At 42.3% G+C, this 26,701-nt stretch carries 30 protein-coding genes, 1 riboswitch and 1 other annotated feature; of the genes, 24 read left to right on the top strand and 6 right to left on the bottom strand.

Translation table 11 applies throughout. From position 1 onward, the window contains the following. The first annotated feature begins 41 nt into the window (after positions 1–41). From proG to FBF75_RS03165, 10 genes are all read left to right on the top strand, one after another. Positions 42–866: a pyrroline-5-carboxylate reductase ProG gene (gene proG, locus FBF75_RS03210; RefSeq protein ID WP_136944425.1), complete on the top strand. Its 825-nt coding sequence runs from the start codon at positions 42–44 to the stop codon at positions 864–866. Positions 867–1,055: 189 nt separating this feature from the next. After that, on the top strand, positions 1,056–1,880 hold the full coding sequence (locus tag FBF75_RS03205) for a M55 family metallopeptidase (protein WP_008346235.1): 825 nt from the start codon (positions 1,056–1,058) through the stop codon (positions 1,878–1,880). Positions 1,881–1,898: 18 nt separating this feature from the next. After that, positions 1,899–2,834 carry an ABC transporter permease gene (locus tag FBF75_RS03200; RefSeq protein ID WP_008346233.1) on the top strand — a complete coding sequence of 312 codons (936 nt, stop codon included), beginning with the start codon at positions 1,899–1,901 and terminating at the stop codon, positions 2,832–2,834. Next, the gene (locus tag FBF75_RS03195) at positions 2,831–3,793 is read left to right on the top strand and encodes an ABC transporter permease (RefSeq protein WP_017359137.1); all 963 of its coding nucleotides are present in this window, start codon (positions 2,831–2,833) and stop codon (positions 3,791–3,793) included. Before FBF75_RS03200 ends, FBF75_RS03195 begins: the two co-directional genes overlap by 4 nt. A 7-nt stretch (positions 3,794–3,800) precedes the next feature. Next, a complete protein-coding gene (locus tag FBF75_RS03190; RefSeq protein ID WP_136944424.1) occupies positions 3,801–4,814 on the top strand; it encodes an ABC transporter ATP-binding protein in 1,014 nt (337 codons plus the stop codon). Beyond that, complete coding sequence (locus tag FBF75_RS03185) at positions 4,811–6,430, top strand: peptide ABC transporter substrate-binding protein (protein WP_136944423.1); 1,620 nt, start codon at positions 4,811–4,813, stop codon at positions 6,428–6,430. Before FBF75_RS03190 ends, FBF75_RS03185 begins: the two co-directional genes overlap by 4 nt. A 313-nt stretch (positions 6,431–6,743) precedes the next feature. Then, positions 6,744–7,685: a S66 peptidase family protein gene (locus FBF75_RS03180; protein WP_050827190.1), complete on the top strand. Its 942-nt coding sequence runs from the start codon at positions 6,744–6,746 to the stop codon at positions 7,683–7,685. Then, entirely contained in the window at positions 7,682–8,761 is a 1,080-nt protein-coding gene (locus FBF75_RS03175; protein WP_136944422.1) for a dipeptide epimerase, read from the top strand. The genes FBF75_RS03180 and FBF75_RS03175 overlap by 4 nt, the downstream gene beginning before the upstream one ends. Then, positions 8,761–9,678, top strand: a complete 918-nt coding sequence (locus FBF75_RS03170; RefSeq protein ID WP_046343344.1) for a C40 family peptidase — start codon at positions 8,761–8,763, stop codon at positions 9,676–9,678. Before FBF75_RS03175 ends, FBF75_RS03170 begins: the two co-directional genes overlap by 1 nt. Continuing rightward, positions 9,668–10,636, top strand: a complete 969-nt coding sequence (locus FBF75_RS03165) for an ABC transporter ATP-binding protein (RefSeq protein ID WP_046343347.1) — start codon at positions 9,668–9,670, stop codon at positions 10,634–10,636. Before FBF75_RS03170 ends, FBF75_RS03165 begins: the two co-directional genes overlap by 11 nt. Before the next feature lie 61 nt (positions 10,637–10,697). Here FBF75_RS03165 and FBF75_RS03160 read toward each other — a convergent pair whose 3' ends face one another. Further along, positions 10,698–11,558: a dimethylarginine dimethylaminohydrolase family protein gene (locus FBF75_RS03160; protein WP_046343349.1), complete on the bottom strand. Its 861-nt coding sequence runs from the start codon at positions 11,556–11,558 to the stop codon at positions 10,698–10,700. Positions 11,559–11,737: 179 nt separating this feature from the next. On the opposite strand from FBF75_RS03160, the gene FBF75_RS03155 reads away from it, so the two are divergent. From FBF75_RS03155 to FBF75_RS03135, 5 genes are all read left to right on the top strand, one after another. After that, positions 11,738–12,259, top strand: a complete 522-nt coding sequence (locus tag FBF75_RS03155; protein WP_008346212.1) for an acyl-CoA thioesterase — start codon at positions 11,738–11,740, stop codon at positions 12,257–12,259. Between the two features lie 114 nt (positions 12,260–12,373). Continuing rightward, on the top strand, positions 12,374–12,700 hold the full coding sequence (locus FBF75_RS03150) for a PadR family transcriptional regulator (RefSeq protein ID WP_052320600.1): 327 nt from the start codon (positions 12,374–12,376) through the stop codon (positions 12,698–12,700). A 4-nt stretch (positions 12,701–12,704) separates the two neighbouring features. Further along, positions 12,705–13,457 (top strand): HAAS domain-containing protein, encoded by a 753-nt coding sequence (locus FBF75_RS03145; RefSeq protein WP_017359130.1) that lies wholly within the window; start codon positions 12,705–12,707, stop codon positions 13,455–13,457. A 110-nt stretch (positions 13,458–13,567) separates the two neighbouring features. After that, positions 13,568–14,056, top strand: coding sequence for a small multi-drug export protein (locus FBF75_RS03140; RefSeq protein ID WP_019743449.1), 489 nt, complete (start codon positions 13,568–13,570; stop codon positions 14,054–14,056). Positions 14,057–14,072: 16 nt separating this feature from the next. Further along, positions 14,073–14,618: a GNAT family N-acetyltransferase gene (locus FBF75_RS03135; RefSeq protein ID WP_065460236.1), complete on the top strand. Its 546-nt coding sequence runs from the start codon at positions 14,073–14,075 to the stop codon at positions 14,616–14,618. On the opposite strand, the gene FBF75_RS03130 is transcribed toward FBF75_RS03135, so the two are convergent. Next, a complete protein-coding gene (locus FBF75_RS03130; RefSeq protein WP_065460239.1) occupies positions 14,613–15,671 on the bottom strand; it encodes a bifunctional transcriptional activator/DNA repair enzyme AdaA in 1,059 nt (352 codons plus the stop codon). The two genes, FBF75_RS03135 and FBF75_RS03130, sit on opposite strands and share 6 nt — an antisense overlap. Before the next feature lie 199 nt (positions 15,672–15,870). Continuing rightward, positions 15,871–15,981, top strand: a riboswitch (guanidine-I (ykkC/yxkD leader). A gap of 66 nt (positions 15,982–16,047) precedes the next feature. Between FBF75_RS03130 and FBF75_RS03125 the strand changes: the two genes are divergently transcribed. Both FBF75_RS03125 and FBF75_RS03120 read left to right on the top strand, forming a co-directional pair. After that, positions 16,048–16,377 carry a DMT family transporter gene (locus tag FBF75_RS03125; protein WP_017359127.1) on the top strand — a complete coding sequence of 110 codons (330 nt, stop codon included), beginning with the start codon at positions 16,048–16,050 and terminating at the stop codon, positions 16,375–16,377. Beyond that, a complete protein-coding gene (locus tag FBF75_RS03120; RefSeq protein WP_017359126.1) occupies positions 16,374–16,688 on the top strand; it encodes a DMT family transporter in 315 nt (104 codons plus the stop codon). The genes FBF75_RS03125 and FBF75_RS03120 overlap by 4 nt, the downstream gene beginning before the upstream one ends. Before the next feature lie 33 nt (positions 16,689–16,721). Here FBF75_RS03120 and FBF75_RS03115 read toward each other — a convergent pair whose 3' ends face one another. Then, positions 16,722–16,907, bottom strand: a complete 186-nt coding sequence (locus tag FBF75_RS03115; protein WP_017359125.1) for a hypothetical protein — start codon at positions 16,905–16,907, stop codon at positions 16,722–16,724. Between the two features lie 163 nt (positions 16,908–17,070). Here FBF75_RS03115 and purU point away from each other — a divergent pair, with 163 nt between their 5' ends. The 6 genes from purU (at position 17,071) to FBF75_RS03085 (ending at position 22,640) form a co-directional block, all read left to right on the top strand. After that, positions 17,071–17,973: a formyltetrahydrofolate deformylase gene (purU, locus tag FBF75_RS03110; RefSeq protein WP_007498809.1), complete on the top strand. Its 903-nt coding sequence runs from the start codon at positions 17,071–17,073 to the stop codon at positions 17,971–17,973. 43 nt (positions 17,974–18,016) lie between these two features. Next, positions 18,017–18,235 (top strand) — a binding site (T-box leader). A gap of 56 nt (positions 18,236–18,291) precedes the next feature. After that, positions 18,292–19,389, top strand: a complete 1,098-nt coding sequence (gene proB, locus FBF75_RS03105; protein WP_046344969.1) for a glutamate 5-kinase — start codon at positions 18,292–18,294, stop codon at positions 19,387–19,389. A 12-nt stretch (positions 19,390–19,401) separates the two neighbouring features. After that, entirely contained in the window at positions 19,402–20,649 is a 1,248-nt protein-coding gene (locus FBF75_RS03100; protein ID WP_017359123.1) for a glutamate-5-semialdehyde dehydrogenase, read from the top strand. Positions 20,650–20,774: 125 nt separating this feature from the next. Continuing rightward, on the top strand, positions 20,775–21,911 hold the full coding sequence (locus FBF75_RS03095) for a response regulator aspartate phosphatase (RefSeq protein ID WP_008346192.1): 1,137 nt from the start codon (positions 20,775–20,777) through the stop codon (positions 21,909–21,911). After that, positions 21,901–22,035 carry a hypothetical protein gene (locus tag FBF75_RS03090; protein ID WP_017359122.1) on the top strand — a complete coding sequence of 45 codons (135 nt, stop codon included), beginning with the start codon at positions 21,901–21,903 and terminating at the stop codon, positions 22,033–22,035. The genes FBF75_RS03095 and FBF75_RS03090 overlap by 11 nt, the downstream gene beginning before the upstream one ends. Positions 22,036–22,211: 176 nt before the next feature. Then, the gene (locus FBF75_RS03085; RefSeq protein ID WP_007498801.1) at positions 22,212–22,640 is read left to right on the top strand and encodes an organic hydroperoxide resistance protein; all 429 of its coding nucleotides are present in this window, start codon (positions 22,212–22,214) and stop codon (positions 22,638–22,640) included. 33 nt (positions 22,641–22,673) lie between these two features. Here FBF75_RS03085 and FBF75_RS03080 read toward each other — a convergent pair whose 3' ends face one another. Next, complete coding sequence (locus FBF75_RS03080) at positions 22,674–23,120, bottom strand: MarR family winged helix-turn-helix transcriptional regulator (protein WP_008346188.1); 447 nt, start codon at positions 23,118–23,120, stop codon at positions 22,674–22,676. A gap of 161 nt (positions 23,121–23,281) precedes the next feature. Between FBF75_RS03080 and ohrB the strand changes: the two genes are divergently transcribed. Continuing rightward, on the top strand, positions 23,282–23,701 hold the full coding sequence (gene ohrB, locus FBF75_RS03075) for an organic hydroperoxide resistance protein OhrB (RefSeq protein ID WP_008346186.1): 420 nt from the start codon (positions 23,282–23,284) through the stop codon (positions 23,699–23,701). Positions 23,702–23,766: 65 nt separating this feature from the next. On the opposite strand, the gene guaD is transcribed toward ohrB, so the two are convergent. Together guaD and metE are read right to left on the bottom strand one after the other, a co-directional pair. Continuing rightward, complete coding sequence (guaD, locus tag FBF75_RS03070) at positions 23,767–24,237, bottom strand: guanine deaminase (protein ID WP_008346184.1); 471 nt, start codon at positions 24,235–24,237, stop codon at positions 23,767–23,769. A gap of 142 nt (positions 24,238–24,379) precedes the next feature. Next, on the bottom strand, positions 24,380–26,668 hold the full coding sequence (metE, locus tag FBF75_RS03065) for a 5-methyltetrahydropteroyltriglutamate--homocysteine S-methyltransferase (protein ID WP_017359121.1): 2,289 nt from the start codon (positions 26,666–26,668) through the stop codon (positions 24,380–24,382). Between the last annotated feature and the right edge of the window lie 33 nt (positions 26,669–26,701).

The following is a 26,701-nucleotide window of genomic DNA, read 5'->3' as shown; positions in this document are numbered from 1 at the left end:
AAATAAGTAGTGAATCTAAGCAAAATAGAGGAGATTAAACTGTGGAGACTATTGGAATCATTGGATATGGAAGCATGGCAGATATGATGGTACAAAAATGGCTGGACAAAGGAGTACTTCATGCCAGTCAGTTTATGATCCATACAAGAAGTGAAACGGAGCGTCTGCAACAGCTGAAAGAGAAGAACCAGCATGTCAACATTTGCTCTTTAGATGACATCTCTGCATCATGTGATGTCGTGTTTGTTTGTGTACCACCGCTTGCTGTACTTGATGTCTTAGATCAACTGAGCCTCGCAAAGACATCTCTTCATATCGTATCAGTGGCAGCGGCTGTCACGTTAGACAAATTAATGCAACATACGAATCAGCCGGTGTCTAGATACATTCCCACTTTGACATCAGCCGTAGGGACGGGTGTATCCCTTGTGGCGCATGGTGAAACCGCTGGGCAGGAGGCGCAAGAACGGCTCCACCGCCTGCTTTCAGCTTTTAGTATTGTCAGGGAAGTGGAAGAGGACCGGTTTGATGCGGCGAGTAATTTGACAAGCTCTTCTCCGGGCTTTATTGCAGCAATCTTTGAAGAAATGGCGAGAGCCGCTGTTCGGAATAGTGAGCTTTCTTTAGAAGAAGCCTATGAATTTTTAACATATGCGCTGCTAGGAACAGGTCAAGTTCTTGTTGAACGCGGACTGACATTTGCTGAAACGGTGAACAGGGTCGCAACAAAAGGCGGGATTACAGGAGAGGGCGCTGCAGTCATTCAGCAGCAGGCACCGCAAATGTTCGATGACTTATTTACACAAACGATGAAAAAATATGCGCAGCTAAAATCGCAAATCGATGAAGCAGACAAACACCACTAAAGACATAGCTAGTGGTGTTTTTTCTGTAAAATAAATCCTTTCGCATCAATGCTTTTGACCTGTATTACCTGAGTCTAATTTCCTTATTTTCAGACATTGTATTGAAAAATCAATCAAGTTCTCATATAATTTTTTAGAAAATTTAGAAAAATATACACAAATTTTAAGTTTAATTAAAGGGGGATGGGGATGAAGCTCTATTTATCAGTCGATATGGAGGGAATTACTGGTCTAGCTGATCATACATTTGTTGATAGCCGCCAGCACAATTATGAGCGCGGGAGAAAAATCATGACAGGTGAAGTGAACGCCTGTGTAGAAGCTCTTCTTACACATGGGGCGACCGATATTTTAGTGAATGATAGCCATTCTAAAATGAATAATCTGTTGATTGAAGAATTGCATGAGGAAGCATCTCTCATATCAGGTGATGTAAAGCCTTATTCAATGGTCCAAGGATTAGATCAAACGTATGATGCCGCTGTTTTTTTAGGCTACCATGCGAGGGCATCAATGAAAGGTGTGATGTCTCACAGTATGATTTTTGGTGTCAGACATTTTTACATAAATGATCATCCGATTGGTGAAATGGGCTTTAATGCGTATGTCGCAGGCTATTATGGTGTTCCGGTCATTCTTGTATGCGGAGACGATCAAGCGGCACTTGAAGCAGAAAAGCTAATGCCTGGCGTGAAAACAGTGGCGGTGAAAGAAACCATTTCAAGATCTGCTGTGAAATGCTTAACACCAGCGAAAGTGAGCACCCTCATCTCGCAGCAAGTTGAAGCTGCCATGAAACAAATTCATCAAATGAAGCCGCTCACGCCTCCTGAGCAGCCAGTGCTGAAAATCGAGTTTGCCAATTATGGACAAGCCGAATGGGCGAATTTAATGCCGGGTACGGCCATCATCGAAGGGACAACAACGGTGACGTACCAAGCAGAGAATATATTAGAAGCCTACCAAGCGATGCTTGTCATGACAGAGCTTGCCGCACGTACAACATTTTGTTAAGCGAGGGGGAGACAGCAGATGGCCAGCTTTTTGCTCAAGCGTTTGATTGCCATGATTGCCACGATTTTAACCATCACAACTTTAACGTTTATTTTAATGAAGGTCATCCCAGGATCGCCCTTCAATGAAGAACGAAATACAAACGAAACTGTCCAGCGAAACCTCGAAAGCTACTATCACTTAGACGAGCCACTCTATGTTCAATATATGATCTATTTAAAATCCATCGTTACTTTTGATTTTGGTCCTTCCATTAAAAAGCCTTCTGAAAGTGTCAATGATTTATTGGCGAGAGGTTTTCCAGTCTCATTAGAACTTGGTCTTATCTCTATTTTGATTGCTGTCATCTCCGGCATCTTGCTCGGAATCATGGCTGCCCTCCGGCATAATGGCTTGATTGATTATATCGCCATGACGATTGCTGTTTTCGGTATATCCATACCAAACTTTATCTTTGCTACCTTATTAATTCAGCAGCTTGCTGTGAATGTAAAGCTCTTTCCTACAGCGATGTGGACAAGTCCAATGCATATGGTGCTTCCTACCATTGCACTGGCGGTAGGTCCAATGGCGATCATTGCCCGGTTAACGAGATCGAGCATGATTGAAGTGCTGTCGCAGGACTATATTCGAACTGCAAAAGCGAAAGGACTTTCCCCTTATAAAATTGTGTTTAAACATGCCCTGCGGAATGCACTTTTACCTGTTGTCACGATCCTTGGCACACTTGTCGCAAGTATTTTAACAGGCAGCTTTGTCATTGAAAAAATCTTTGCGATCCCTGGAATGGGAAAATACTTTGTCGAGAGTATTAACAACCGTGACTATCCTGTCATCATGGGAACTACTGTTTTTTACAGCATCATCTTAATTACCCTTCTTTTCATTGTAGATGTGACATATCGTCTGCTTGATCCAAGGATCCAGCTGCATCAGAAAGGAGGAAAGGCATGAGCATACACCTTCAGCATGATCAAACGAATCAAGCGCATGAAGTGCCAGATGAATGGTTTGCTCCTAAAGAACAAAAGACATCTGAAGTCCATGCCATTAAAAGACCCTCACTTTCGTATTGGGCAGATACTTGGCGACGGTTAAAACAAAATAAACTCGCTATGTTTAGTTTATCGGTGCTGATTTTTCTTTTCCTCATGGCTGTATTAGGTCCACTTCTTGCGCCGAATAGTGTGACAGAACAGCGGCTTTCTATGCAAAACTTGCCACCGTCAGCTGCTCACTGGTTTGGAACAGATGAGCTTGGACGTGATGTGTTTACACGTACTTGGTACGGCGCACGCATTTCATTATTTGTGGGCGTGATGGCCGCTCTCATTGATTTTGCAATCGGTGTCATCTATGGCGGTATTGCAGGCTATAAAGGCGGGAAGTATGACCATGTCATGATGCGGATCGTCGAGGTGCTTTACGGTCTGCCGTATTTACTCGTCGTCATTTTATTGATGGTCCTGATGGGGCCTGGGCTTGTCACTATTATTGTGGCGCTCACTGTCACAGGCTGGATCGGGATGGCAAGAATCGTGAGAGGTCAAGTCCTTCAGCTGAAAAGCCAAGAATATGTCCTTGCCTCGAAAACCTTTGGCGCAAAAAGCTTGCGCATCATCCGCAGAAATTTACTGCCGAATACGATGGGACCGATTATTGTCCAGATGACGCTAACTGTACCGACAGCGATTTTTGCTGAAGCATTCTTAAGTTTTCTCGGTTTAGGGATTCAAGCCCCGTTTGCAAGCTGGGGTGTGATGGCCAATGACGCCTTGCCGACAGTGCTGTCAGATAATGGTCACTGGTGGCGTTTATTCTTTCCGGCATTTTTTATTTCGCTGACGATGTTTTGTTTTAATAATTTAGGTGATGGCTTGCAAGATGCGCTTGATCCGAAGATGAAGAGGTGATGGCGTGATGAAAAAAATGCTTCGGATTATCGATCTGCATGTTAGCTTTCGGACATATGGCGGTTCTGTTCAAGCGGTACGCGGAGTGAATGTGGATGTGTATGAAAAAGAAACCCTCGCCATTGTCGGAGAATCAGGCTGCGGAAAAAGTGTGACGTCTCAAAGTATCATGCGGCTTCTCCCTGCATACAGCGCACAAGTCGATCAAGGGGAAATTTGGTTTCGTGATCGCAACTTGCTGTCATTATCTGAAAAAGACATGCGCAGCATACGTGGTGTCGATATCTCCATGATTTTTCAAGATCCTATGACGGCACTCAACCCGACGCTGACAATTGGAGATCAGCTGATGGAGGCTGCAAAAGTGCATCAGAAGCTGACAAAAAAAGAAGTGAAAGAAGAGGCGCTTCGTATGCTTGATTTGGTGGGGATACCGCAGCCGAAAGAGAGGCTGAAGCAATATCCGCATCAATTCAGCGGCGGCATGAGACAACGGCTCATGATTGCAATGGCTCTTATTTGTGAGCCGAAGGTGCTGATTGCAGATGAACCGACAACTGCACTAGATGTCACCATACAGGCGCAGATTTTAGAACTATTTAAGGAGATTCAGAAAAAAACAGGCGTGACGATTATTTTAATCACACATGACCTAGGGGTCGTAGCACAAGTCGCTGATCGAGTGGCTGTCATGTACGGGGGGAAAATCGTTGAAGTTGGGACAAGGCGAGATATCTTTTACAGTCCGCAGCATCCCTATACAAAAGGGCTGCTGCAATCCGTTCCAAGGCTGGATATGAAAGATGAACTCATTCCTATTGAAGGAAGCCCGCCAGATTTATTTGCCCCGCCAAAAGGATGTCCATATACCGATCGATGTCCGTCTGCGATGAAAGTGTGTGATCATATTATGCCGCATGAAACGCAGCGTTCACCTACACATACAGTACATTGCTGGCTCCAAGATGAACGAGCGAAGCAAACGGTTTTATCTTCAACACAAAGGGGGAGTTTTTCATGAGAAAAACAGGTTGGATTCTCAGTATGTGCTTTATCGCAGTGATGCTGCTTGCAGGATGTACAGCCAATGAGCAAGCAGGCAAAGGATCTTCAAGCAAGGGCGAAGAGAAAGTTTTGACATTAAATAACGAAAACGAACCGACATCATTTGATCCGCCCATTGGTTTTAATAATGTGTCCTGGCAAGGGCTCAATAACTTAATGGAAGGATTAACGAGACTGAATGAGAAGCACGAACCATCTGCTGCCATGGCGGAAAAATGGGACATTTCAAAGGACGGAAAAACGTACACGTTCCATTTAAGGGATGGGATTAAGTGGTCAAATGGTGACCCAGTCAAAGCAAGTGACTTTGAATATGCGTGGAAGCGGCTGCTAGATCCAAAGACGGGCTCTTCTGCGGCATTCTTAGCTTATATGATTGAAGGGGGCGAAGCGTTTAACAGCGGAAAAGGGAAGAAAGAAGATGTAAAAGTCAAGGCTGTTAATGATCAAACGCTAGAGGTCAAGCTAGCATACCCGCAGAAATCTTTCTTAAATATGACGGCAAACCCTGCCTTTTTCCCAGTGAATGAGAAGGTAGCGGAAAAGGACCCGAACTGGGCCAAGGATGCGAAAACCTTTGTCGGCAATGGACCGTTTAAGCTGACAGAGTGGAAGCATGATGAAAGCTTTACAATGGAAAAAAGTGACACGTATTGGGGCAAACAAACGGTCAAGCTAGATCAAGTGAAATGGCTCATGATCAGTGATCGAAATACAGATTACCAAATGTATCAATCAGGAGATTTAGATACGGCCTTCGTTCCGGCAGAACAAAGTGAAGACCTGTTAAAAAGCAAAGATGTGCAAATTGAGGATCAAGCAGGGCTGTTTTTTTATCGTCTAAATGTCAACATGGAGCCTTTTCAAAATAAGAACATTCGCAAAGCCTTTCAAATGGCGATCAATCCTCAAGATATTGTAGAGTATGTGACGAAAAATGAAGAGAAGCCAGCACGTGCCTTCGTTTCACCAGGAATTTTAGATTCAAAGGGTGAAGATTTCAGAGAAGCTGGCGGCGACCTTGTCAAACATGATACGAGTGAAGCTGTAAAACTATTAGAAAAAGGGTTGAAAGAAGAGAACTATTCAAAGCTACCAGCCGTCACATTAACATATAGTACAAAGCCTGAAAATAAGAAAAAAGCAGAAGCCATTCAGCAGCAATTAAAAGAAGCGCTAGGGATAGACGTGAAGCTTGCCAACATGGAAGCAAATGTGTTTGCAGAAGATCAAAAGGCACTCAAATTCCAATTCTCGCAAAGTTCATTTCTAGCTGACTATGCAGACCCAATCAATTTCTTAGAGAGCTTCCAAACAGGAAATGCGATGAACCGGACAGGTTGGTCAAATGATACGTATGACCAGCTGATCAAAAAGGCGAGTCAAGAAGCAGATGAACAAAAGAGAAATCGTATGCTGCATGATGCCGAGGCACTTCTGATGGAAGAAGCACCGATCATTCCCATTCATTTTTATAACCAAGTCTATTTACAAAAAGAAGGCGTAAAGGGCATTGTCCGTCATCCTGTTGGTTACATTGATTTGAAATGGGCACAGGTAGATGGAGAGTAAATGAAAAGAATGAGAGAACGGGACGCTTTGAAAAAAGCGTCTCAGCGTGTAGACAAACCCTCGCATTCGGTGTCAGTCCTGCGCTTCGGTGCTCACGAATGTCAAATTCGCTCCGCGCCGATGCTCGTCCTTCCTAGGGCTGCAAAGGTTTTCTATCACGCTGAAAAGAAGACAAAGGGTTAAAATAAAGTTCATTTTAACCCTTCGTCAACAATCTGGGACGCTTTGAAAAAAGCGTCTGTTCCTTTATTTGTTCATCTTATGAAGAAGATGCCCATAGATTGAAAGAAACGAAGAGAAAGAGGGGATTGGCATGAACCATCTGCCAGTGGCACTTCAAACAGGAGATACAGTGGGAATCATTGCGCCAGCAAGCCCGCCTGATGAGCTGAAATTAGCAAGAGGTATTTCTTTTTTAGAAAGCTTAGGGCTAAAGGTGAAAAAGGGGAAGTATATCGACTCCCGGTATGGTTATTTAGCAGGTCATGATCATGAACGAGTGGAAGATATTCATCACATGTTTCAAGATCCAGACGTGAAGGCAGTGATTTGTGCTTGCGGAGGATACGGAACAGGAAGAATTGCAGAAGCCATTGATTATGACCTCATTCGCCGGAACCCAAAAATCTTTTGGGGATACAGTGATATTACGTTTTTACATACAGCGATTCAGCAGCAGACGGGTCTTGTGACCTTTCATGGTCCAATGCTCTCCTCTGATGTGGGACTTGAAGGGGTTCACCCGTATACAAAGGATACCTTTTTACAGCTATTCACTCCGAAAGCCATTTCGTATACGAACCACCTGTCACCTCTTCACACTTTTTATCATGGCACGGCTTCAGGCGAAATCACCGGAGGAAATCTTGCCCTTATTGTCACGACACTTGGTACACCTTTTGAAATTGATACAAAGGGGAAGCTTTTATTGATAGAAGATATTGACGAAGAACCATATAAAATCGATCGAATGATGCAGCACCTAGCCTCTGCAGGAAAATTACGTGATGCGGCTGGATTTATCATTGGTGATTTTCATCAATGTGAGCCGAAAAAGAAAGAGCAGTCGTTAACGCTCGATCAGTTATGGGAGACGTATATTGTTCCGCAACAGAAACCTGCACTTGGTGGTTTTCGGATCGGTCATTCATCTCCAAACTTCGCCATTCCAATCGGCGTGCACGCAACATTAGATGCTACAGGGAAAAAACTTCATATTTCCCCAGGTGTTGCAGCGAAAGAGGCGATCAAATGAAAATCGTAGATGTTCGCACATGCAGAACGAATGTACCGCTAAAGAAGCCTTTCAAAACAGCATTAAGAACGGTGTATGACGCCGCATCTCTTATTGTGATCATCACCTATGATCAAGGTGATGTCAGCTATGGAGAGGCAGTGCCGACATCGGTCATTACAGGTGAAACACTGGAAAGCATCGACTATGCTATTTGCGCTGTGATGAGGCCGATCTTGATTGGGGCCTCATTGTCACAATATGAACAAATCTTTTCAGCGATCGACCGTGTACTTGTAGGCAACACGAGTGCAAAGGCTGCAATAGATATGGCGATTTACGATGGTTTAGCGAAGCAGGCTGGCCTGCCGCTTTATCAATATCTTGGTGGTTATCGCGATCAGCTGGAAACGGATTACACGGTTAGTGTCAACCGTCCGCTAGAAATGGCAGAGGATGCGAAGCAATATGCAGCTGAAGGCTTTCGTACCTTAAAGATCAAAGTGGGAAAAGATGATATAGATACGGATATTCAGCGGATCAAACGGATTCGAGAAAAAGTCGGGTCGGATATTCAAATCAGGCTTGACGCCAACCAAGGCTGGACATGGAAGGAAGCGATTGTCGCCATTCGAAAAATGGAGGCACTCGATATTGAACTAGTCGAGCAGCCAGTGCCTAAAGAAGACATCGAGGGTCTGCGCCGGGTGACGGAAGCAACAGACACATTGATTATGGCAGATGAAAGTATTTTTAGCCTCCATGATGCCATCAAGGTGTTAGAAACGAGAAGCTGTGATCTCATCAACTTAAAATTAATGAAAACAGGGGGTATCAAAAAAGCGCTGAAAATCAATAGTTTAGCAGAAGCATACGGCGTCAAGTGCATGGTTGGCAGTATGATCGAGTCAAAACTAGGGATTACCGCAGCCGCTCATCTTGCTGCAAGCCAGCCGAATATTACCCGTTATGATTTTGATGCGCCGCTTATGCTCAAAGAGGACTTAATAGACGGAGGAATTGTCTATCAAGGAAAAGATATTCTCTTTCCACCGCATCATGGATTAGGCATTCAAGGAGTGAAAGGGGTCTTATGATGTTATATGAATCAAAGGTTCCAGTCGCAAATATATGGACAGCACCGCAGTCGCCGAGAGATATGGATCGACACGTTCTTCAAAGTTCCGTCCAGATCAAAGAATGGATTGATCAGCAAACATATGAACAGAAATTGGCCTTATGTGAAGAAAACCTTATTCAAACCCAAGTACTGCTTGGCGAACGAGTCATTGGGCTGGAGGAGACAGATGGCTGGATGAAAGTTGTCATCCCGCAGCAGGCAAGCCGGAAACACCCGCAAGGCTACCCAGGTTATATCCCTGTAGAGCAATTAAATGAAGTATCAGAGAGTGAACCAGCTGCTAGTCCCTTGATTGTTTGTCAGAAAAAAGCGGTTTTATATCAAAATGGAACACCGGATATGGAGGTTAGTTTTTTAACAGAACTAGCACCTGTTGAAGAAATGAGCGATTCCTTTGATGTTCTGACTCCAGTAGGAAGAAGAGAAATCAAAAAAGAAGATGTGCGCCGCGCTTCATCACCTTCTTCTATGAGCGGTAAGGATGCCTTAGCCATAGGAAAACAATTTATTGGACTGTCGTATTTGTGGGGCGGCATGAGCAGCTATGGCTACGACTGTTCGGGTTTTGTTTACAGCATGTACAAAGCGTGTGGATGTTTATTACCGAGAGACGCAAGTGACCAAGCAGTTCAAGGAACTCCAGTCGCATCAAATCATTTGGCGCCAGGTGATCTCATGTTTTTTGCCAATGACAATGGGAAGGGAGCAGTTCGCCATGTAGGGATGTATGCTGGAGATGGCATGATGCTTCATTCGCCTAAAACGGGCAGACAGATTGAACTTCTTACTCTTGCTGGTACTTCATATGAACAGGAATGGGCAGGAACAAGGCGGTATTTGAAAGCTGAGAGGGGGAGATGTGATGGGAAGTGAACCACTTCTGCAAGTCAACAACTTAAAAAAGCATTTTCATCTATCGAAAGGAAGAACGTTAAAAGCATTAGATGGTGTCACCTTTCAGCTGAAACATGGCGAAACCTTTGGTCTTGTTGGTGAGTCAGGCTGCGGTAAATCTACACTTGGAAAAGTGCTCATGCGGCTTTATGACCCGACAGAAGGTGAAGCTTTGTATGAAGGGAAAAGTCTCCATCACTTATCGAACCGTGAATCATTTGATTTCAATAGACAAATTCAAATGGTGTTTCAAGATCCGTATTCTTCTTTAAATCCTAGGCTCTCTGTAAAAGATATTATGCTAGAACCGATGGAGATCCACCAATTGTATGGCAGTCAAAAGAAAAGGCTCGCACGTGTGAAGGAACTGCTTGAAGCGGTGGGGCTAAGTCATGATTTTGCTACACGCTATCCTCACGAATTCAGCGGAGGACAAAGGCAAAGAATAGGGATTGCTAGGGCACTCGCCTTATCGCCAAAGTTTATTGTGGCAGATGAACCGATTTCTGCACTAGATGTATCCGTTCAAGCTCAGGTCGTGAATTTGCTGAAAAAACTGCAAAAAGAAGAAGGATTGACGTTTTTATTTATTGCCCATGATTTATCGATGGTCAAATATATCAGCGATCGAATCGGTGTCATGTACTTAGGACATCTTGTGGAAATGACTAGCAGTGATGCTTTATATAAAACACCGCTTCATCCATATACACAAGCATTGCTGTCTGCTATCCCGATTCCAGATCCTGATGTGGAAGATAAACGCAAGCGGTTTATTTTAAAGGGAGAAATTCCAAGTCCAGTGAATCCGCCAAGCGGCTGCGTATTTCGGACAAGATGTCCTGCTGCAATGGATGTATGTGCGGACAAAAAGCCAGTATTACAAGCAGTCGAAGATGGACATGAAGTGGCCTGTCATTTATATGATAGGAAATAGATAGAGGGAAGAAGACAAGCGTTTAAAAAGCCAGCGAGTAAACAAGCTGGCTTTTTGGCTTTTATGAACGCCTAATAGGTAATGTACAGCATCTAAAAGAGCCGCCGGATTTAATGATTTCTGAAAAATCTACTTCAATGACGGTGTAGCCGCGGGCTGTTAATGCAGCATTTGTTTCTTGGTTGATTGGTAAGCTGATGACTTTTTTCTGACCAATGGACAACACATTTGGTCCAAGTGTGAACTGCTCTTGCTCACTTATTTCAATGAGATCATAATGCTTTGTGAGCATCTGAAGATCCTTTTCCGTAAAAGCTTCAGGGTAAATCAAGATCTCATGATGAGAAAGAATATTCATCACACAATCAAGATGCAAAATGTGAGAAGGAAGATGAATAGGAATGATGTCGTGATTCGGCAGTTCTTTTTTGAGCTGCTGGATGGCGACTAGATTTGTTCTTTTGCTGATCCCCACAAATACACGGGTTTGGTCTATAAGCACATCGCCGCCTTCAATCGTTCCATCATCCAGCGTGATGGTTGTCCATCCTTTTGTCTGTGCCCATTCTTTTAAGGAATGTTCTTCTCCTTGTCTGACAGGGGCTGCCATGTTTGAAACAAATAAAGTCTGTCCAATTGTAAATCCAATATCCCGAGTGAAGACTTGTTCAGGGAAACGTTCATTTGCAGGAAGAAGGACAGGCCGGACATGATGGTTTTTCAGCGTTTGGATGAATTGCTTATGCTGCGTGAGGGCTTTGATTTGAGAAATATTTTCTCTTGCAAAATGCTTTTGGGTTTCATTGATGATCTGTTTAATTTCCATATAAATTGGACTGCATAAGAGGACTTCTTGTAAATCATCATATTCACTCATACATTGCGGCGTTTTGTACACTTTCTCTGATTTCATAGAATCCATCAAAGGGCCTCCTTGTTTATCGATAGTTATATTATTCCTCCTTCTAGTAAATGTTGAAACATTTCCGAAAGAAAATCTCTCATGAGAGACTAAAGCAAAAAGTTTAGACAAACCTAATAGAATAGTGTTTAATAAAAGTCGTTCCGCATCAACGAAAACAGCAAGAAGGAGCTATGACGATGAGTGAAGAAAATTTCAAATACTGCAAGGAATCAAAAGTTGTGAAAACCAGCAGGGTATTCCCCCTCGATACGAATAACCACCAAACGTTATTTGGCGGGAAATTAATGAGTTATATAGATGACATTGCTTCCATCTCGGCAGCAAGACACAGCCGTAGTGAAACAGTCACCGCATCAATGGATTCAGTTGATTTTTTAGAGCCGATTGGACAGAAAGAGTCCGTCTGCTTAGAATCTTATGTGACATGGGTCGGCACATCTTCTATGGAAGTATTCGTCAAAGTCATTAAGGAAAACTTGATGTCTGGAGAGCGCAGACTCGCAGCAACTTCATTTCTTACATTTGTCTCGCTTGATGAAAACGGGAAGCCAAAACGAGTTCCACAAGTCATGCCGGAAACAGAGGAAGAAATCATGCTTCATCAAACAGCGAAGCAGCGGGCAGAGGAAAGAAAAAGCCGCCGAAAGCATAGTAAAGCTTTGGCTGACGCACTTGGGACGGATAAGCCTTGGGCGTAAAAATCACCCTTTAAGCGGTGATTTTTTTCTATGTCGGTATCTTGCATGGCAAGATAGTGTGTGGTAAGATCAAACTATCTTGTCATGCAAGGTACTGAAAGCGGAGGATTGATGATGACGCAATCAACACAAATGCTAAAAGGAATTTTAGAGGGATGCCTACTGTCCATTATTTCTGAAGGTGAAATTTATGGATATGAAATGACAAAGAAGCTTGCGCACTATGGATTTGATCAGATTAGTGAAGGAAGTATTTATCCGATCTTGCTGCGTATGCAAAAAGAACAGCTGGTCAGTACGTCCACAAAAGCATCGGCGAGCGGGCCGAAAAGGAAATACTATACGCTCACACAAAGAGGCGAAGAAGCGCTGACAGATTTTATCATGCGATGGAAAGAGCTGTCAGAGAATGTAGAGCGATTATTACATAAAGGGAAGTGAGAAGTTGGTAACAAAAGAAACGAGACACATCTTATTAGAGCTGCAACTCTATCTCATATCAAAAGGGAAAAATCAGGACGAGATCGACGAAGTGATGGATGAATTAACGACACATGCTGTCGAAGCTGAGAAAGATGGGAAAACAGGGGAAGATGTATTTGGCGGAGATCCACGGGGCTTTGCTGACGAGCTAGCGAAAGAGCTCTCTAGAAATCATAAAGACTGGGTTCCGTTTGTCAGTGCTTTTTTAATTGGATCTCTTTTTTACATGATGTTAGCAGATGCCATTAGTCAAAGTTTATCGTATTCTTGGTATGCACTCATTGGTTATCCGCTCATCATAGTGGCCAATGTGATCATGACCATTGTGATGTTTAGAGCTTCTGCCTTTCAAACAAGCAGGAGGGCATTCTTTTACTTTTGGATATTAGGTGTTTTTCAGATGACAGCCTTGATCACAGTGAAATTATTGGACCAAAAACTTGGTACTCCTTTACTTGTGCTGACCTCGAGCCAAAGATGGGGCGTCATTCTTCTGTTGCTGCTGTGTATTGTCTTATTAAATGCCATATTAAAGGCGAATATGGTGTCGCTCATTCCGGTGATCTTCTTTGGACCGCAACTCCTATTCGAATGGCTTGGATGGACATCACCTCTCATGCTTCTTTTCACAAGTCTGGTATCCATTGTGATTTTAGTCTTGCTCACAATTGCTTTTTTACGGAAAACAAACAAGAAAAATGAACATTTAATGTAAATAGAGCACATCACTTGCGATGTGCTTTTCTTTTTCTAAAAAAATGTAGATATGGGATCACATTTTTCTTTACAATGAGAAGAGGACAAAAATGAAAAGGGGTTCTGTGATTGGATATTGTATGGGGGTATGTACTCGTTTTTATATTGGCTGCTTTACCTTTCTTTGAAGTGGTTGGTGTCGTTCCGCTGGGGATTTTAAGTGGTCTGCATCCTGTGACAACGGCAGTTATTGGATTCGTCGGCAACTTTCTTACCGTCTTGCTACTCATCGTCTTCGTGGACCGATTTAAAGCGTGGTGGCTGAAGAGGAAAGAGGAGAAACATGATGAAAAAGGAGAGAAAAAACAGCTGAAAGCCAGAAAGGTTTGGGAACGGTATGGTCTCCCTGGTCTGGCACTTATTGGTCCTTTTATTATTGGCAGTCATTTAGCGGCTTTTATGTGTATGAGCTTCGGTACGAAAAGAAAACAAGTCGCTGTGTGGATGACGGTCAGTTTAATCATGTGGACCGTATTAGCAGCTAGTTTAACGGGTGCGGGCTTCCATTACTTTGCCCCAGATTCAAATGGGTTGTTCGGGGATATTTTTAGCAAGTAAGCAGGGGGGATAAAAAATGGCACATCAAACACGGATCGTGCTTGAAACAGAGCGCCTCAGACTGAGAACAATGGATGAAGACGATGCGCCTTTTTTATATGAAAAGCTGTTCCAAGATGAAGAGGTCATGAAGTATTATCCTTCACTAAAGGATGAAAAGCAGACAAAAGAGTGGGTTGCTTGGAATCAAAAGAATGACCGCACGTACCATACATCCCTGTGGATCATTGAAGAAAAAGAAACGAAAGAACCACTTGGACAAAGCGGAATTGTTCTCCAAAACGTCGAAGGACAAACAGAGCTTGAAATTGGCTATATGCTAAAGAGATCGGCATGGGGAAAAGGATATGCTGTTGAGGCTGCAAAAGGCTGTCTTGCGTATGGTTTTGACGATATGAAGGTGAGGCGAATGGTCAGCTTAATTCGCCCTGACAATGAAGCGTCAGTCAAGGTCGCAATGAAAATGGGGATGAAAAAAGAAAAAACCATTTCAAAATGGGATCAAATGATTGATGTTTACAGTGTTACTCGTGACGGAAAAAGCGGCTCGCTTGAATCATAAGGAGAGCCGCTTTTTCTTTTGTTCTAACTGAAGTAAATATTTCTTTCGTTCGATTCCCCCGCCATATCCGCCAAGTTCACCGCTTGTTTGAATGACTCGGTGACAAGGAATGATGATGGCCAACTGATTGGCACCATTTGCATTTCCAACTGCCCGAACCAAATGGGGATCGCCAAGCATGATGGCAAGATCTCGATACGATCTCGTTTCGCCTGGTGGAATCTGTAAGAGAAGATCCCATACCTTTTTCTGAAAAGGGGTGCCATGTATAGCAAGTGGTACAGTAAACTGCGTGAGTTTCTTTTCAAAATATAAGGCCAATTCCTTAGCTAATTGCTGATGGACGTTTGTTTCTCCAACTAAAATACGGGCATGATGTTTTTTTCTGATGTTCTCAATTTCTCTTTCTAATCCTCGCCTGTCCATAAATTCAAGCAAATACACATGGGTTGCATCTGAAATGCTCATCATCCGCCCAATCGGAGTGGAAATAAAATTCGCATGCAAAATATTGACTTGCGCCTTTTTGGGTGGATTCCCCATGATTTTCGTAAAGGCATCATTGAAGGCACTGGAAGACTCGTAACCGAAGGTGACTTGCTGATCAATGACTTTTTTTCCGTTCAGAATCTCTTTAAACGCTAGTCCCATTCGGCGTGATCTAGCATATTGAACAAAGGTCATTCCATAGATTTCTTTGAATTTTCTCCGAGCTGTTGCAGAGTGAATACCTAATTGGCGAAAATCTTCTTCTTTCCACCGTTTCTCAGGACTCTCTTCAACTGCTGATACAAGTGTTTTGACTTCTTCTGGAATGCTGTTAGGATATGTTAAAGGCGTGCATCGCTTACACGGCCGATACCCTGCAAGCAGCGCCTCCTCTGCTGTAAAGAAAAACTCGCAGTTCTCATATTTTGGTTTTCTAGCAGTACATGTGGCATGGCAGAAGATGCCGGTTGTTTTAATACCAGCAAAAAACGTGCCGTCATATTGTGGATTCTTATCAACAAGTGCTTGATAAAATTCGTGTTTTTGTTCGTCGGTCATCATCATTTGATCCACCTCTTGTTTTATTATATCAGTGATGTGGTCGTTCCTCTTTCTAACATTTAGTATACTTCGCTTTCATCCACTTTCTTTCGAAAAATGAACAAGTATATTTGAAGGGGAAAAGCAAAGTGGTAGACCGGCATATCAGGGTGTGATACACTTTTTCATACAGAATCGGCTTTACGCTAGATCTGCTTATCATGAATTGGTTTTCTAGGGTTCCGTGCGGCAGCGCAGTCTGGACCGAGAGAAAACACATAGGGTCCTCTAAGAATGGGCCGTATGGACACGGAGGGATAAAAGCCCGGGAGATTTGATCAAACGATCGATTTCCGGGCTTTTTTTATTGCTTGGAATCGGTAAGAAAGGAAGAGATCGAATGAAATGGGGAAATGTTTTGATTGCAGCCGTATTTGAAGTCGGCTGGGTAATGGGGTTGAAATATGCTGACTCTATATTGGAATGGAGCGCAACCATCGTTTGTATTGTCGTCAGCTTTTATCTACTCCTGAAAGCCACGACTGTACTTCCAGTTGGCACACTTTACGCCGTTTTCACTGGACTTGGAACAGCAGGTACGGTCATAGTAGGGATGGTCATGGGTGAGCAGGTACAGCTAGTAAAATTACTTTTGATTATGGTCCTTTTAAGCGGTGTATTAGGACTCAAATTGACCACAGGTGAAAAGAAAGGGGAGGCTGAATCGTGAGCTGGCTTTTACTCATTGGGGCAGGCATCTTAGAAATGCTTTGTGTCACCATGATGAATCAATTCCAGAAAGATCGCCATGTCAAATGGATTTTCTTCATAGCAGCTGGCTTTTCGCTATCTTTTTTGATGCTGTCTCTTGCGATGAATACAATTCCGATGGGAACGGCGTATGCGATTTGGACAGGAATCGGAGCAGCTGGAGGAGCGATTGTTGGGATGCTGTTTTATGGTGAGTCGAAAGACGCAAAACGTATTTTATTTATCGCACTCATTTTATCAGCAGCGGTCGGGTTAAAAATCATTGAATAAGAAAAGGCTGGCAAACATGTGCCAACCTTTTTGCTACATCGAATGATGATTGGAATCGTTTTCATTTTTGCGGTAAAGCTGACTCACAAGCAGAAAACATACACCAAATGTAAGTAAAGGAATGAGTCTTTCTCCGGTCATAAATAGATAAATGCCCGTGATGAGACATACGATGCCGAGCCAAAAGCTCACTTTACCAAACAAAGTCATGTTTTTCATCTCCATCACTCCTTTTGTGATAAAAGGTCTATTCATATTATATCACGCTAGGTGCAGAATTGAATGAATATTCAATAAAAAACACGACGCTTAATTGCTTTTTCTCTTTCCAGTCCAGTATAATATTTCATTAGAATGAAAAATGTAAATGAGGTCATAAGACATGAGAACATTGATTACAGAGAAACTTGAATTACACAGACAAAAGCATGAGCAAAAAGGAAGGCTTTTAGTCAGCTGCCCGGATCAGCCTGGTATTGTGTCAGCTGTTTCTACTTTTTTATTTGAACATGGAGCAAACATCATTGAATCTAGTCAATACACAACAGATCATGAGAGCGGCCGGTTCTTTTTAAGAATTGAATTTGATTGGAAAGACATTTCTGCCAACTTAGATCAACTGAAAAGCAGCTTTGAGCCAATTGCGCAATCATTTCACATGACGTGGAGCATGTCGCGTGCAAGTGATCTGAAAAAACTAGCGATCTTTGTGTCCAAAGAGCTTCATTGTTTACATGAACTTTTATGGGAATGGCAAAGCGGTAATTTAATGGCTGAAATAGCGGTTGTCATCAGCAATCATGAAACGGCAAAAGATACAGTCGAAGCACTCGGCATTCCATTCCACTTCGTGAAAGCAAATAAAGACATTCGCCAAGATGCAGAAAAACAGCAACTTGCATTATTAGAAGAGTATGATATTGATGCGGTTGTGCTTGCTAGATACATGCAAATTTTGACGCCAGCCTTTATTGAACAGCACCCGAACAAAATCATTAATATTCATCATTCCTTCCTGCCGGCTTTTATAGGGGCTAACCCTTACAAGCGTGCATATGAGCGAGGGGTTAAACTGATTGGCGCGACTTCCCATTATGTCACCAATGATTTAGACGAAGGACCAATCATTGAACAGGATATTGAGCGGGTAGATCATAGAGATGATGCAGAGGCATTAAAAAATATCGGCCGCACGATTGAGCGCAGCGTGCTTGCCCGTGCTGTCAAATGGCATCTAGAAGATCGAATCATTGTCCATGAGAATAAAACGATTGTGTTTAATTGACCGCTTGACTTTTCTGAAGCAATTGGTGATAATATAAAAAAATTAACGAGCGTTGAGAAGGAATAGTAAGCAGGACCTGCTGTGTAAAGAGAGCAAATGACACGCTGAAACATTTGCCGCAGACAGCTGCTGAACCTACCCTTTGAGCCTTAGAGGAAAAATCTAAGCGCATGCCTGGCGTTACAGGAGTTGAGTGGAATAAGCAAACGTATGCTTATTCAATGAAGGTGGTACCACGGAAAATCCCTTTTTCGTCCTTTACATAAGGAGAAAAAGGGATTTTTTATGTGGTGAAAGGTATAGCGGAGGGAATCAATGATGAAAAAGCAAAGGATCGTCATAAAAATTGGTAGCAGTTCATTAACAGAGCAAAAGGGAGCCATTGATGAACAAAAAATGCAGGATCATGTCAAAGCCATCGCAAAGCTAAAAGAGGCAGGGCATGAAATCATCCTCATTTCGTCAGGTGCCGTTGCGGCGGGATTTGGCAGTTTAGGATATCCGTCAAGACCTGTGACCTTAAAAGGGAAGCAGGCTGCTGCTGCTGTTGGTCAAGGCTTGTTAATGCAGAAATATACAGAACTATTTTCACAGTTTCAGATGACGCCTGCACAAATGCTTTTAACACGTAATGACTTTTCAGATCGTACAAGATATCGAAATGCTTACGCAACGATGATGGAGCTGCTCGAAAGAAAAATTTTACCGATCATTAATGAAAATGATTCTGTGTCCATCGAGGAGCTTACCTTTGGTGATAATGACATGTTATCAGCACTGGTCAGTGGCTTAATTCATGCAGACCAATTGATCATTTTAACAGATATCAACGGAATTTATGATGCCAATCCAAGTGAGAATCCTGATGCGAAGCGGTTTGATGTGCTGACTCACATTTCAGATGAATTGTTCTCATATGCGAAGAGTACGGGTTCAAAGGTTGGAACAGGCGGGATGAAATCTAAGCTTTCAGCTGCACAAACAGCTCTCTCCCTTGGCGTTAAAGTCTTCATTGGCACAGGTACAGGGGAAGACAAGCTTCTTCACATTCTCGCTGGTCAAGGGGACGGCACATATATTGGTGAACAAGACTTATCATCAGTCAATAACCGTCGCCAATGGATTCAATTCCACTCACCAGTCTCTGGGAAGATCATGATTGATGCGGGGGCAGAGGCGGCGATTTTGCATAATGGAAGAAGTCTTCTTCCAGCTGGTGTCATTGATGTAGCTGGTGAATTTTCTAAAGGAGAGGTCGTCGAAGTTGTTGGTCCAAACGGGTTAGTCGGTAAAGGACAAACATTGTATGATTCAGATGAGCTTCTTGGCATTAAAGGGATGCGAAGTCATGAGCTTTCTCATGAAAAACCTGAAGTCATTCACCGAGATCACTGGGTTCAGCACATACAAAACTGAGGAGGGAAAACGATGAATGAAGTTCTAGAAAAAGCAAAAAAGGCAAGTGCAGCCAAAGATCAGCTGCTATTAAAAACAACTGAACAAAAGAATGCTGCATTAGACGCTATTGCAAAAGCATTAAAAGCATCTTCAGCTTATTTAATTGCCGAGAACCAAAAGGACGTTCAGGCGGCTATAGACAAAGAGTTCACGCCATCTGTGATCGACAGAATTACATTAACAGAAGAGAGAATTGAAGCGATTGCAGACGCTACGCATCAACTCATTCAGCTCAAAGACCCAATTGGTGAAACATTAGAAACCATTCAAAAAGAAAACGGGCTTTTCATTGAAAAAGTACGTGTACCTCTTGGAACGGTTGGGATGATTTACGAAGCAAGACCAAACGTGACAGTCGATGCGGCCACTCTTTGCTTGAAAACTGGAAATGCTGTGATTCTTCGAGGAAGTTCATCGGCCATTCATAGTAATAAAGCGATTGTGAAAGTCATTCATGAAGCGCTGCAACCAACGGATATTCCAGTAGACAGTGTACAATTGATTGAAGATACAGGCCGTGAGACAGCTAAAACCCTGTTCACTTTAAATGACTATCTAGATGTCCTTATTCCACGCGGTGGGAAACATTTAATTGATCTTGTTGTGAGAGAGTCTACTGTTCCAGTACTTGAGACGGGTGCAGGGAATTGTCATATTTACATTGATGAAACAGCCCAAAAAGAAATGGCTGAACAAATTGTTCTGAATGCGAAAACACAAAGACCATCTGTTTGTAATGCCATTGAGAGCATTGTCATTCATGAAACATGGGCAAAAGAACATGGCGCTTCGCTCTTTGAAGCACTTCAGACACATGGTGTAGAGATACGGGGCGATGAAGCAGTATGTGCACTTGCACCGAGTGCCACATTAGCTAAGGCCACTGATTTTGAAACGGAATTTTTAGCGCCGATTGTCAGTATTAAAACCGTCAAGACCATGGAAGAGGCGATACAGCATATTCAAATGTATAGCTCTAAGCATTCTGAAGCGATCATTACGGAAAACGAGCAGCATGCGGCACTTTTCTTAACAGCCGTTGACGCAGCCGCTGTGTATCATAATGCATCTACCCGGTTTACAGATGGCTTTGAATTTGGCTACGGAGCGGAAATCGGCATTAGCACACAAAAATTGCATGCTAGAGGACCAATGGGTCTGCCAGCCTTAACCTCTGAAAAATTTGTCATTCGTGGTCAAGGACAAATAAGAGAATAACCACTCCAAAAAGAGAGTCTTATCGCACAAGGCTCTCTTTTTCCTTTCATTTTTGTATTTCTCCGGTCAAGTATGATAAAATATGGTAATGTTTTATATTTTGAGAAGATTGGAGAAGGCAACGTATGGCGAAAATCATTCCCTCTTCGGATATTGGAGTGAAAATCAACAAGTGGTATGAATTAATCCGCAGATTTGATTCAGAACAAGCAGAACAGTTAAAGCAGGAAATTCGCACCTCTCTTGATTCAATGGAAGAAGATCAGAATTTGCTTCTCTATTTTTCTTTAATGGAATTCAGGCATGAGGTCATGCTCGATTATTTAAAGCCATTAAAGGAAGGAAAGCTTCGCGCCAACTTTTCCGAGCTTTCGAAAGAAATAGATGAGCATCAAACGCATGTCACAGGCATGCTTGAATATTACTATCATTTCTTCAGAGGCATGTATGAGTTCGGCCGGAGAGAGTACATTGCTGCCATATCGTCCTATCAAAAGGCAGAGCACAAGCTTTCTTTTGTATCCGACGATATTGAACGTGCAGAATTTCATTTTAAAATGTCAGAAATATATTATCACATGAAACAAACACACATTTCGATGCACCATGCCAAACTAGCGCTGGATGTCTATATTCAGCACGAACTATATGCGCTTCGTACCATTCAGTGTGAATTTATTGTAGCCGGTAATTATGATGATATGAGAAGGCATGAAAAGGCATTGCCACATCTCGAAAGAGCACTTGCAAGGTCAAGAGACTTTCAGAATGTGCGTTTTATTGCTTCTTCTTTGTTTAATATGGGCAACAGCTATTACAGAATGGGAGACTTGAACCGCGCACTCGACTTAATGAAAGAATCCATCTCATTATTTGATCAAAACCAATCTGATCATCTTCGTCGATCGATAGACCCTCTTTATACAGCCGCTCAGATCTTATACAAACAAGGTAAAAACAATGAAGCATTATATTACAGAGAAGAATGTATGAAACGAGCAGAAGCTCTGCAGGATGACATTCATATTCAGAAGACCATTTTTTTAGAAGCGTTGTACTTACGACAAGATGCAGAGCATATTAAACGAATTTTCCATTTTTTAGAATCTTCCTATGCATATCCAGATATAGAAGAGCTGGCTTTAGACACCGCAAAGTATTATAATGAAATGGAGGATTATGAAAAATCTTCCATGTTCTATGGGGAAGCGGAACATGCTCGTATCTATATTCAGAGAGGGGATTGTTTATATGAATTTTAAAAAATGGGCAGTCGTCTGTACAAGCATCACGATCTTGGCATTATGGATCACATCACCTAATGCCGACCCCGATAACAGAAACCATACGCTAGAAAAACCGAATCCGCAGCATAGCACGATCTAAAAAGCCCTTTTTAAAGGGCTTTTTTTATTGACCGCTTCAATCATCGTAGGTTGCACATTCATAAAAATAAAAAATGGAGGAAAGATGAAAGTGAGTGTTTTTCATTGACTCTTGAATTTAGATTGTGTACAATTTAATTGTAGAAAATATTAATAGAGCGAAAGAGGGTTATATTCATGTCAGAAGTTTTATTTACTGCAACAGTATCAGCTGTAGGAGGAAGAGAAGGTAAGGTTGTGTCAACAGATGGTGTACTAGAGCATGATGTAGCAATGCCAGGAACGCCAAGAGCGAAAAAGCTTGAGAAAGCAACGAATCCAGAGCAATTATTCGCAGCGGGCTATTCTGCATGTTTTGATTCAGCCCTTCAAATGGTCGCAAGACAAGAGCGTATCCGTTTTGAAAGTGAAGTAACGGCACATGTAAGCTTAATCAAAGACAGTTCAGACGGCGGTTTCAAACTAGGTGTTAAATTAGAAGTAAAAGGAACTGGAATTGAGCAATCTGCACTTGATGAACTTGTTCATAAAGCACACGGCGTTTGCCCATACTCAAAAGCAACGCAAGGAAACATTGAAGTAGAATTAGTAGCTGTCGCTCAATAATAGACATCAAAAAAAGGCTGAGGGAATATTCCCTCAGCCTTTTGATTGTGTTAATTTTTGCAGAAGCTCATGTAAAGAAGCGCGAAGTGTTTTCAGCTCTTCTTCTGATCTGCCTGTTCCAGACAGCATTTGAAATGGAATCGAAGTGGCCTTCTCTTGTAAAGCTTCTCCGTATTCTGTTAAACGAATTTGGACCGAACGCTCATCCTCTTTTGAACGTTCACGGATGATGAGTCCATTTTGTTCCATTCGTTTTAGCATAGGTGTGAGTGTACCGGAGTCTAAATATAAAAGCTCTCCCATTGTTTTCACATTTAATGTCCCATGCTCCCATAACAAAAGCAGTGCCAAATATTGCGGGTATGTGATATTTAACTCTTCTAATAATGGTTTATACTGCTTCGTCATTTCTCTTGAACTTGCATATAACAAGAAACAAAGCTGATTTTCCAGCTTCATATGTTCAAATTCATTTGTCATATCTGTCACCAACTATTTTTTGTCATACTTATCATTGTATAAGATTTTCTTCCTTTTTAAAATATATACAGACTAAAAATGAAAAATTCTTCAATGTGCCAAAAATGTTTGAGCAACGAATAGAACGTGAAAGGTATAAGTAGAAGAAGGAGGAGATCAAGATGAAACCATTATTTACTGCAAAAGTAAAAGCACAACACGGAAGAGCAGGACATGTTCGTTCTGATGATGGTGTGCTTGACCACAACATTGTGATGCCAAACGCAAAGAAAGATGGAGAAACTGGTACGAATCCTGAACAATTATTTGCAGCGGGTTATGCGGCCTGCTTCGGAGGGGCGCTTGAACAAGTCGCCAAGAAGCAAGGTGTCGAAATTGAATCAGAAGTAGAAGGACATGTCAGTCTATTAAAAGATGAAAGTGATGGCGGTTTTAAACTTGGCGTGAAGCTGATTGTTTCCGCTAAAGGGCTCGACCATGACAAAGCGAAAGAGCTTGTTGAGGCTGCACATGAATTCTGTCCATATTCAAAAGCAACAAGAGGAAACATCGAAGTAGAGCTCGAAGTGGCGGAATCATGAAAAGAAAAAAGGGCTAAAATTTAGCCCTTTCTCATTGACACCTGCTGTGGAGCAGGTGTCTTTTTTTAGTATTCTTTCTTTTTGTCGTATGTGTCCCATGCTTCAAATGGAGCAAGGGTTTTTTGAAGGGTCAGCTGGTAAAATGGAATGTTTCTTGATTCGTATTCTTTATTGATTTCTTCATAAATAAAGGAGTCATCAAAACCAGAAGTCGCTGCATCCTTGTGTCCAGCGGCAAAATATACGGCCTTTGGTCTAGCCCAATAGATAGCACCAAGACACATTGGACAAGGCTCACAGCTTGTATACAAAATACAGTCTTCTAATTGGTATGTATGTAGTGTTTGGCACGCCTTTCGAATAGCTGTCACTTCTGCATGTGCAGTTGGATCATTACTTGTTGTGACATTGTTGCTTCCCTCTGCAATAATCTGACCGTCTTTGACAATGACCGCTCCAAAAGGGCCGCCTGTGCCACTATTTACTCCTTCTACTGCAAGATCAATTGCGCGTTGTAAAAAAGCTTCGTGATTCATTGTCTTCCTCCCTTTGTTCGACTGACTTCTCTAGTATAAACGAATCATGATAGAAAAGGAATCATTGTAGGAGGAGATCGAACAGGACAATTTGCACATAAAAAACCCCTGCCAAATGTTCAGCAGGGGAAGAGTGAGTCCATTATGCGTGCTGCGCTAGCTTTTTACGAGCGACTTCAGCAGCTGTCACCATGTTTTTCAAAGCAGCAATGGTTTCAGGTTCTTGTCTTGTTTTCAGTCCACAGTCAGGGTTGACCCAGAAGCGATCTGTCGGACAGACGTTCAGTGCATCATCAATGATTTTACTCATTTCTTCAACAGATGGAACGCGCGGGCTGTGAATGTCATATACCCCAAGTCCAAGGCCTTTCAAATACGGGTGTTTTTCTAAATAATCGAGGAACCCGCCATGACTGCGTGAATGTTCAATCGTAATCACGTCTGCATCAAGGTCTTCAATCGTATCAACAATATCCTCGAAGTTGCTGTAGCACATATGTGTATGAATTTGCGTTTCATTTTGAACAGACGATGTCGATAGACGGAATGACTCTGCTGCCCAGTTTAAGTATGCTGCCCAATCACTCTCTTTTAAAGGAAGACCTTCTCTTAGCGCAGGTTCATCCACTTGAATCACTTGAATACCCGCTGCTTCTAACGCTTCTACCTCTTTGCGTAAAGCAAAAGCGATTTGGAAGGCAATGTCTTTACGAGAGATATCTGTTCTTGGGAAAGACCAGTTTAAGATCGTGACAGGCCCTGTCAGCATTCCTTTGACTTTTTTCTCCGTTAAGCTTTGAGCGTAAACCGTTTCTTTCACTGTCATTGGCTCTGTAAATTCTACATCTCCATAAATGATCGGCGGCTTCACGCAGCGTGATCCATAAGATTGAACCCAAGCGAATTTTGTAAAGGCAAATCCAGCGAGTTTTTCACCGAAGTATTCAACCATGTCTGTACGTTCAAATTCTCCATGAACGAGTACATCTAGGCCAATCTCTTCTTGAATATCAATCCATCTTTTTGTTTCTTTTTTAATAAATTCATCATACTCTGCATCTGTCCACTCATTTTTGCGCCATTTTTGACGAGCACTGCGCACCTCAGCTGACTGAGGGAAGCTTCCGATTGTTGTGGTTGGAAGAAGCGGCAGTTCAAGAGATTCATTTTGAATGCGTAGTCGTTCTTCAAAAGCAACTGGACGTTTAAAATCTTTTGATGAAAGATTATTGCGTTCTGCTGTCAGGTCCGCATTCGTTCCTTTCGCGAATTCTTTTAACGTCAGAAGTGCTTCATTTGCTGCATGGATGTCTGCATCAATGGCAGCCGCTCCTTTTGATAAGCCTTCTTTTAATAGCGTTAATTCAGCCAGTTTTTCAGTGGCATAAGAAAGTCCGTTTAATAGTTTTTCTTCAAGCTGTTCGCTTGGATGTTTTCCAACTGGGACATGTAGCAGGCTGCTTGAAGGCTGCAGCCATACTTCTTTTGGCTGCACGTCAGCAATCACTTCAGAAATAAACGATAATCTTTCTCCTAGATCTGATCTCCAAATATTTCTGCCGTCGATGATACCGGCTGCTAAAATTTTATCTTTTGGGAAGCCGTGTTTTTTCAATTGTTCAAGGTTTCGTCCTTGATCATGGACAAAATCAAGACCGATGGCTTCAACAGGATACGTCACAAGCTCTTCATAGGCATCTACTGAGTCAAAGTATGTTTGAAGGAGAACGTTTAAGGCAGGTACAGCTTCTTTAATCGTTTGATAGATGGCTTTTACTGCTTTCACGTCTTCACTTGAAGCTGTGACTAAAGCAGGCTCATCAATTTGAACCCATTTTACACCGGCTTCTTCAAGCTCTTTTAACAACTGAGTATAAAGCGGCACTAGGCGCTGCTGAATCTCTTTCACTTCATTGGCTTCATAGCCTTTAGAAAGAGAAACAAATGTATAAAGACCAAGAACGACAGGTTTTGTTTCAACACCAAACGCTTTTTTCACCTTTTCGTATGCTTCAAGCGGTTTGTTATGTGTGAGTTTGAATTCTGTGCTTTTTTCGTATTCTGGAACGATGTAGTGATAGTTTGTATTAAACCATTTTGTCATTTCACTTGAGACAGCATCTTTTGTTCCTCTTGCCATCGCAAAGTATGTATCTAGCGGGTCTTTCAAGCTGCGGAAGCGCTCTGGAATCCAATTGAACATAACGGCAGTATCCAGCACGTGATCATAGAAGGTGAAGTCGCCAGAAGGAACAACGTCAATTTGTTGATCAATTTGAGTTTTAATAGCGGCTAAAAATTGTTCATCGAGTGTGCTTAAGAGGGTTTCTCGGTCAGTTTGACCTTTCCAATAAGACTCAAGTGCTTTTTTCCATTCTCTGTTTAAACCAATTCGCGGGAAACCTAGATTACTTGTTTTAACAATTGTCAATTCCAATTCCTCCTCTAAATATAAAAAGACACT

This window comes from Bacillus sp. S2(2019) (assembly GCF_005144805.1).
Taxonomy (GTDB): Bacteria; Bacillota; Bacilli; order Bacillales; family Bacillaceae; genus Bacillus; species Bacillus altitudinis.
Note: the sequence above shows the minus strand (reverse complement) of the source record. Positions and strands in the feature narration are given on the sequence as shown.

Coding starts and splice junctions, on each gene's coding strand:
- FBF75_RS03205 (WP_008346235.1), top strand. CDS start 1,056: ATGAAGCTCTATTTATCAGTCGATATGGAGGGAATTACTGGTCTAGCT.
- FBF75_RS03200 (WP_008346233.1), top strand. CDS start 1,899: ATGGCCAGCTTTTTGCTCAAGCGTTTGATTGCCATGATTGCCACGATT.
- FBF75_RS03195 (WP_017359137.1), top strand. CDS start 2,831: ATGAGCATACACCTTCAGCATGATCAAACGAATCAAGCGCATGAAGTG.
- FBF75_RS03190 (WP_136944424.1), top strand. CDS start 3,801: ATGAAAAAAATGCTTCGGATTATCGATCTGCATGTTAGCTTTCGGACA.
- FBF75_RS03185 (WP_136944423.1), top strand. CDS start 4,811: ATGAGAAAAACAGGTTGGATTCTCAGTATGTGCTTTATCGCAGTGATG.
- FBF75_RS03180 (WP_050827190.1), top strand. CDS start 6,744: ATGAACCATCTGCCAGTGGCACTTCAAACAGGAGATACAGTGGGAATC.
- FBF75_RS03175 (WP_136944422.1), top strand. CDS start 7,682: ATGAAAATCGTAGATGTTCGCACATGCAGAACGAATGTACCGCTAAAG.
- FBF75_RS03170 (WP_046343344.1), top strand. CDS start 8,761: ATGTTATATGAATCAAAGGTTCCAGTCGCAAATATATGGACAGCACCG.
- FBF75_RS03165 (WP_046343347.1), top strand. CDS start 9,668: ATGGGAAGTGAACCACTTCTGCAAGTCAACAACTTAAAAAAGCATTTT.
- FBF75_RS03160 (WP_046343349.1), bottom strand. CDS start 11,558: ATGGATTCTATGAAATCAGAGAAAGTGTACAAAACGCCGCAATGTATG.
- FBF75_RS03155 (WP_008346212.1), top strand. CDS start 11,738: ATGAGTGAAGAAAATTTCAAATACTGCAAGGAATCAAAAGTTGTGAAA.
- FBF75_RS03150 (WP_052320600.1), top strand. CDS start 12,374: ATGACGCAATCAACACAAATGCTAAAAGGAATTTTAGAGGGATGCCTA.
- FBF75_RS03135 (WP_065460236.1), top strand. CDS start 14,073: ATGGCACATCAAACACGGATCGTGCTTGAAACAGAGCGCCTCAGACTG.
- FBF75_RS03130 (WP_065460239.1), bottom strand. CDS start 15,671: ATGATGATGACCGACGAACAAAAACACGAATTTTATCAAGCACTTGTT.
- FBF75_RS03125 (WP_017359127.1), top strand. CDS start 16,048: ATGAAATGGGGAAATGTTTTGATTGCAGCCGTATTTGAAGTCGGCTGG.
- FBF75_RS03115 (WP_017359125.1), bottom strand. CDS start 16,907: ATGAAAAACATGACTTTGTTTGGTAAAGTGAGCTTTTGGCTCGGCATC.
- purU (WP_007498809.1), top strand. CDS start 17,071: ATGAGAACATTGATTACAGAGAAACTTGAATTACACAGACAAAAGCAT.
- proB (WP_046344969.1), top strand. CDS start 18,292: ATGAAAAAGCAAAGGATCGTCATAAAAATTGGTAGCAGTTCATTAACA.
- FBF75_RS03100 (WP_017359123.1), top strand. CDS start 19,402: ATGAATGAAGTTCTAGAAAAAGCAAAAAAGGCAAGTGCAGCCAAAGAT.
- FBF75_RS03095 (WP_008346192.1), top strand. CDS start 20,775: ATGGCGAAAATCATTCCCTCTTCGGATATTGGAGTGAAAATCAACAAG.
- FBF75_RS03090 (WP_017359122.1), top strand. CDS start 21,901: ATGAATTTTAAAAAATGGGCAGTCGTCTGTACAAGCATCACGATCTTG.
- FBF75_RS03085 (WP_007498801.1), top strand. CDS start 22,212: ATGTCAGAAGTTTTATTTACTGCAACAGTATCAGCTGTAGGAGGAAGA.
- FBF75_RS03080 (WP_008346188.1), bottom strand. CDS start 23,120: ATGACAAATGAATTTGAACATATGAAGCTGGAAAATCAGCTTTGTTTC.
- ohrB (WP_008346186.1), top strand. CDS start 23,282: ATGAAACCATTATTTACTGCAAAAGTAAAAGCACAACACGGAAGAGCA.
- guaD (WP_008346184.1), bottom strand. CDS start 24,237: ATGAATCACGAAGCTTTTTTACAACGCGCAATTGATCTTGCAGTAGAA.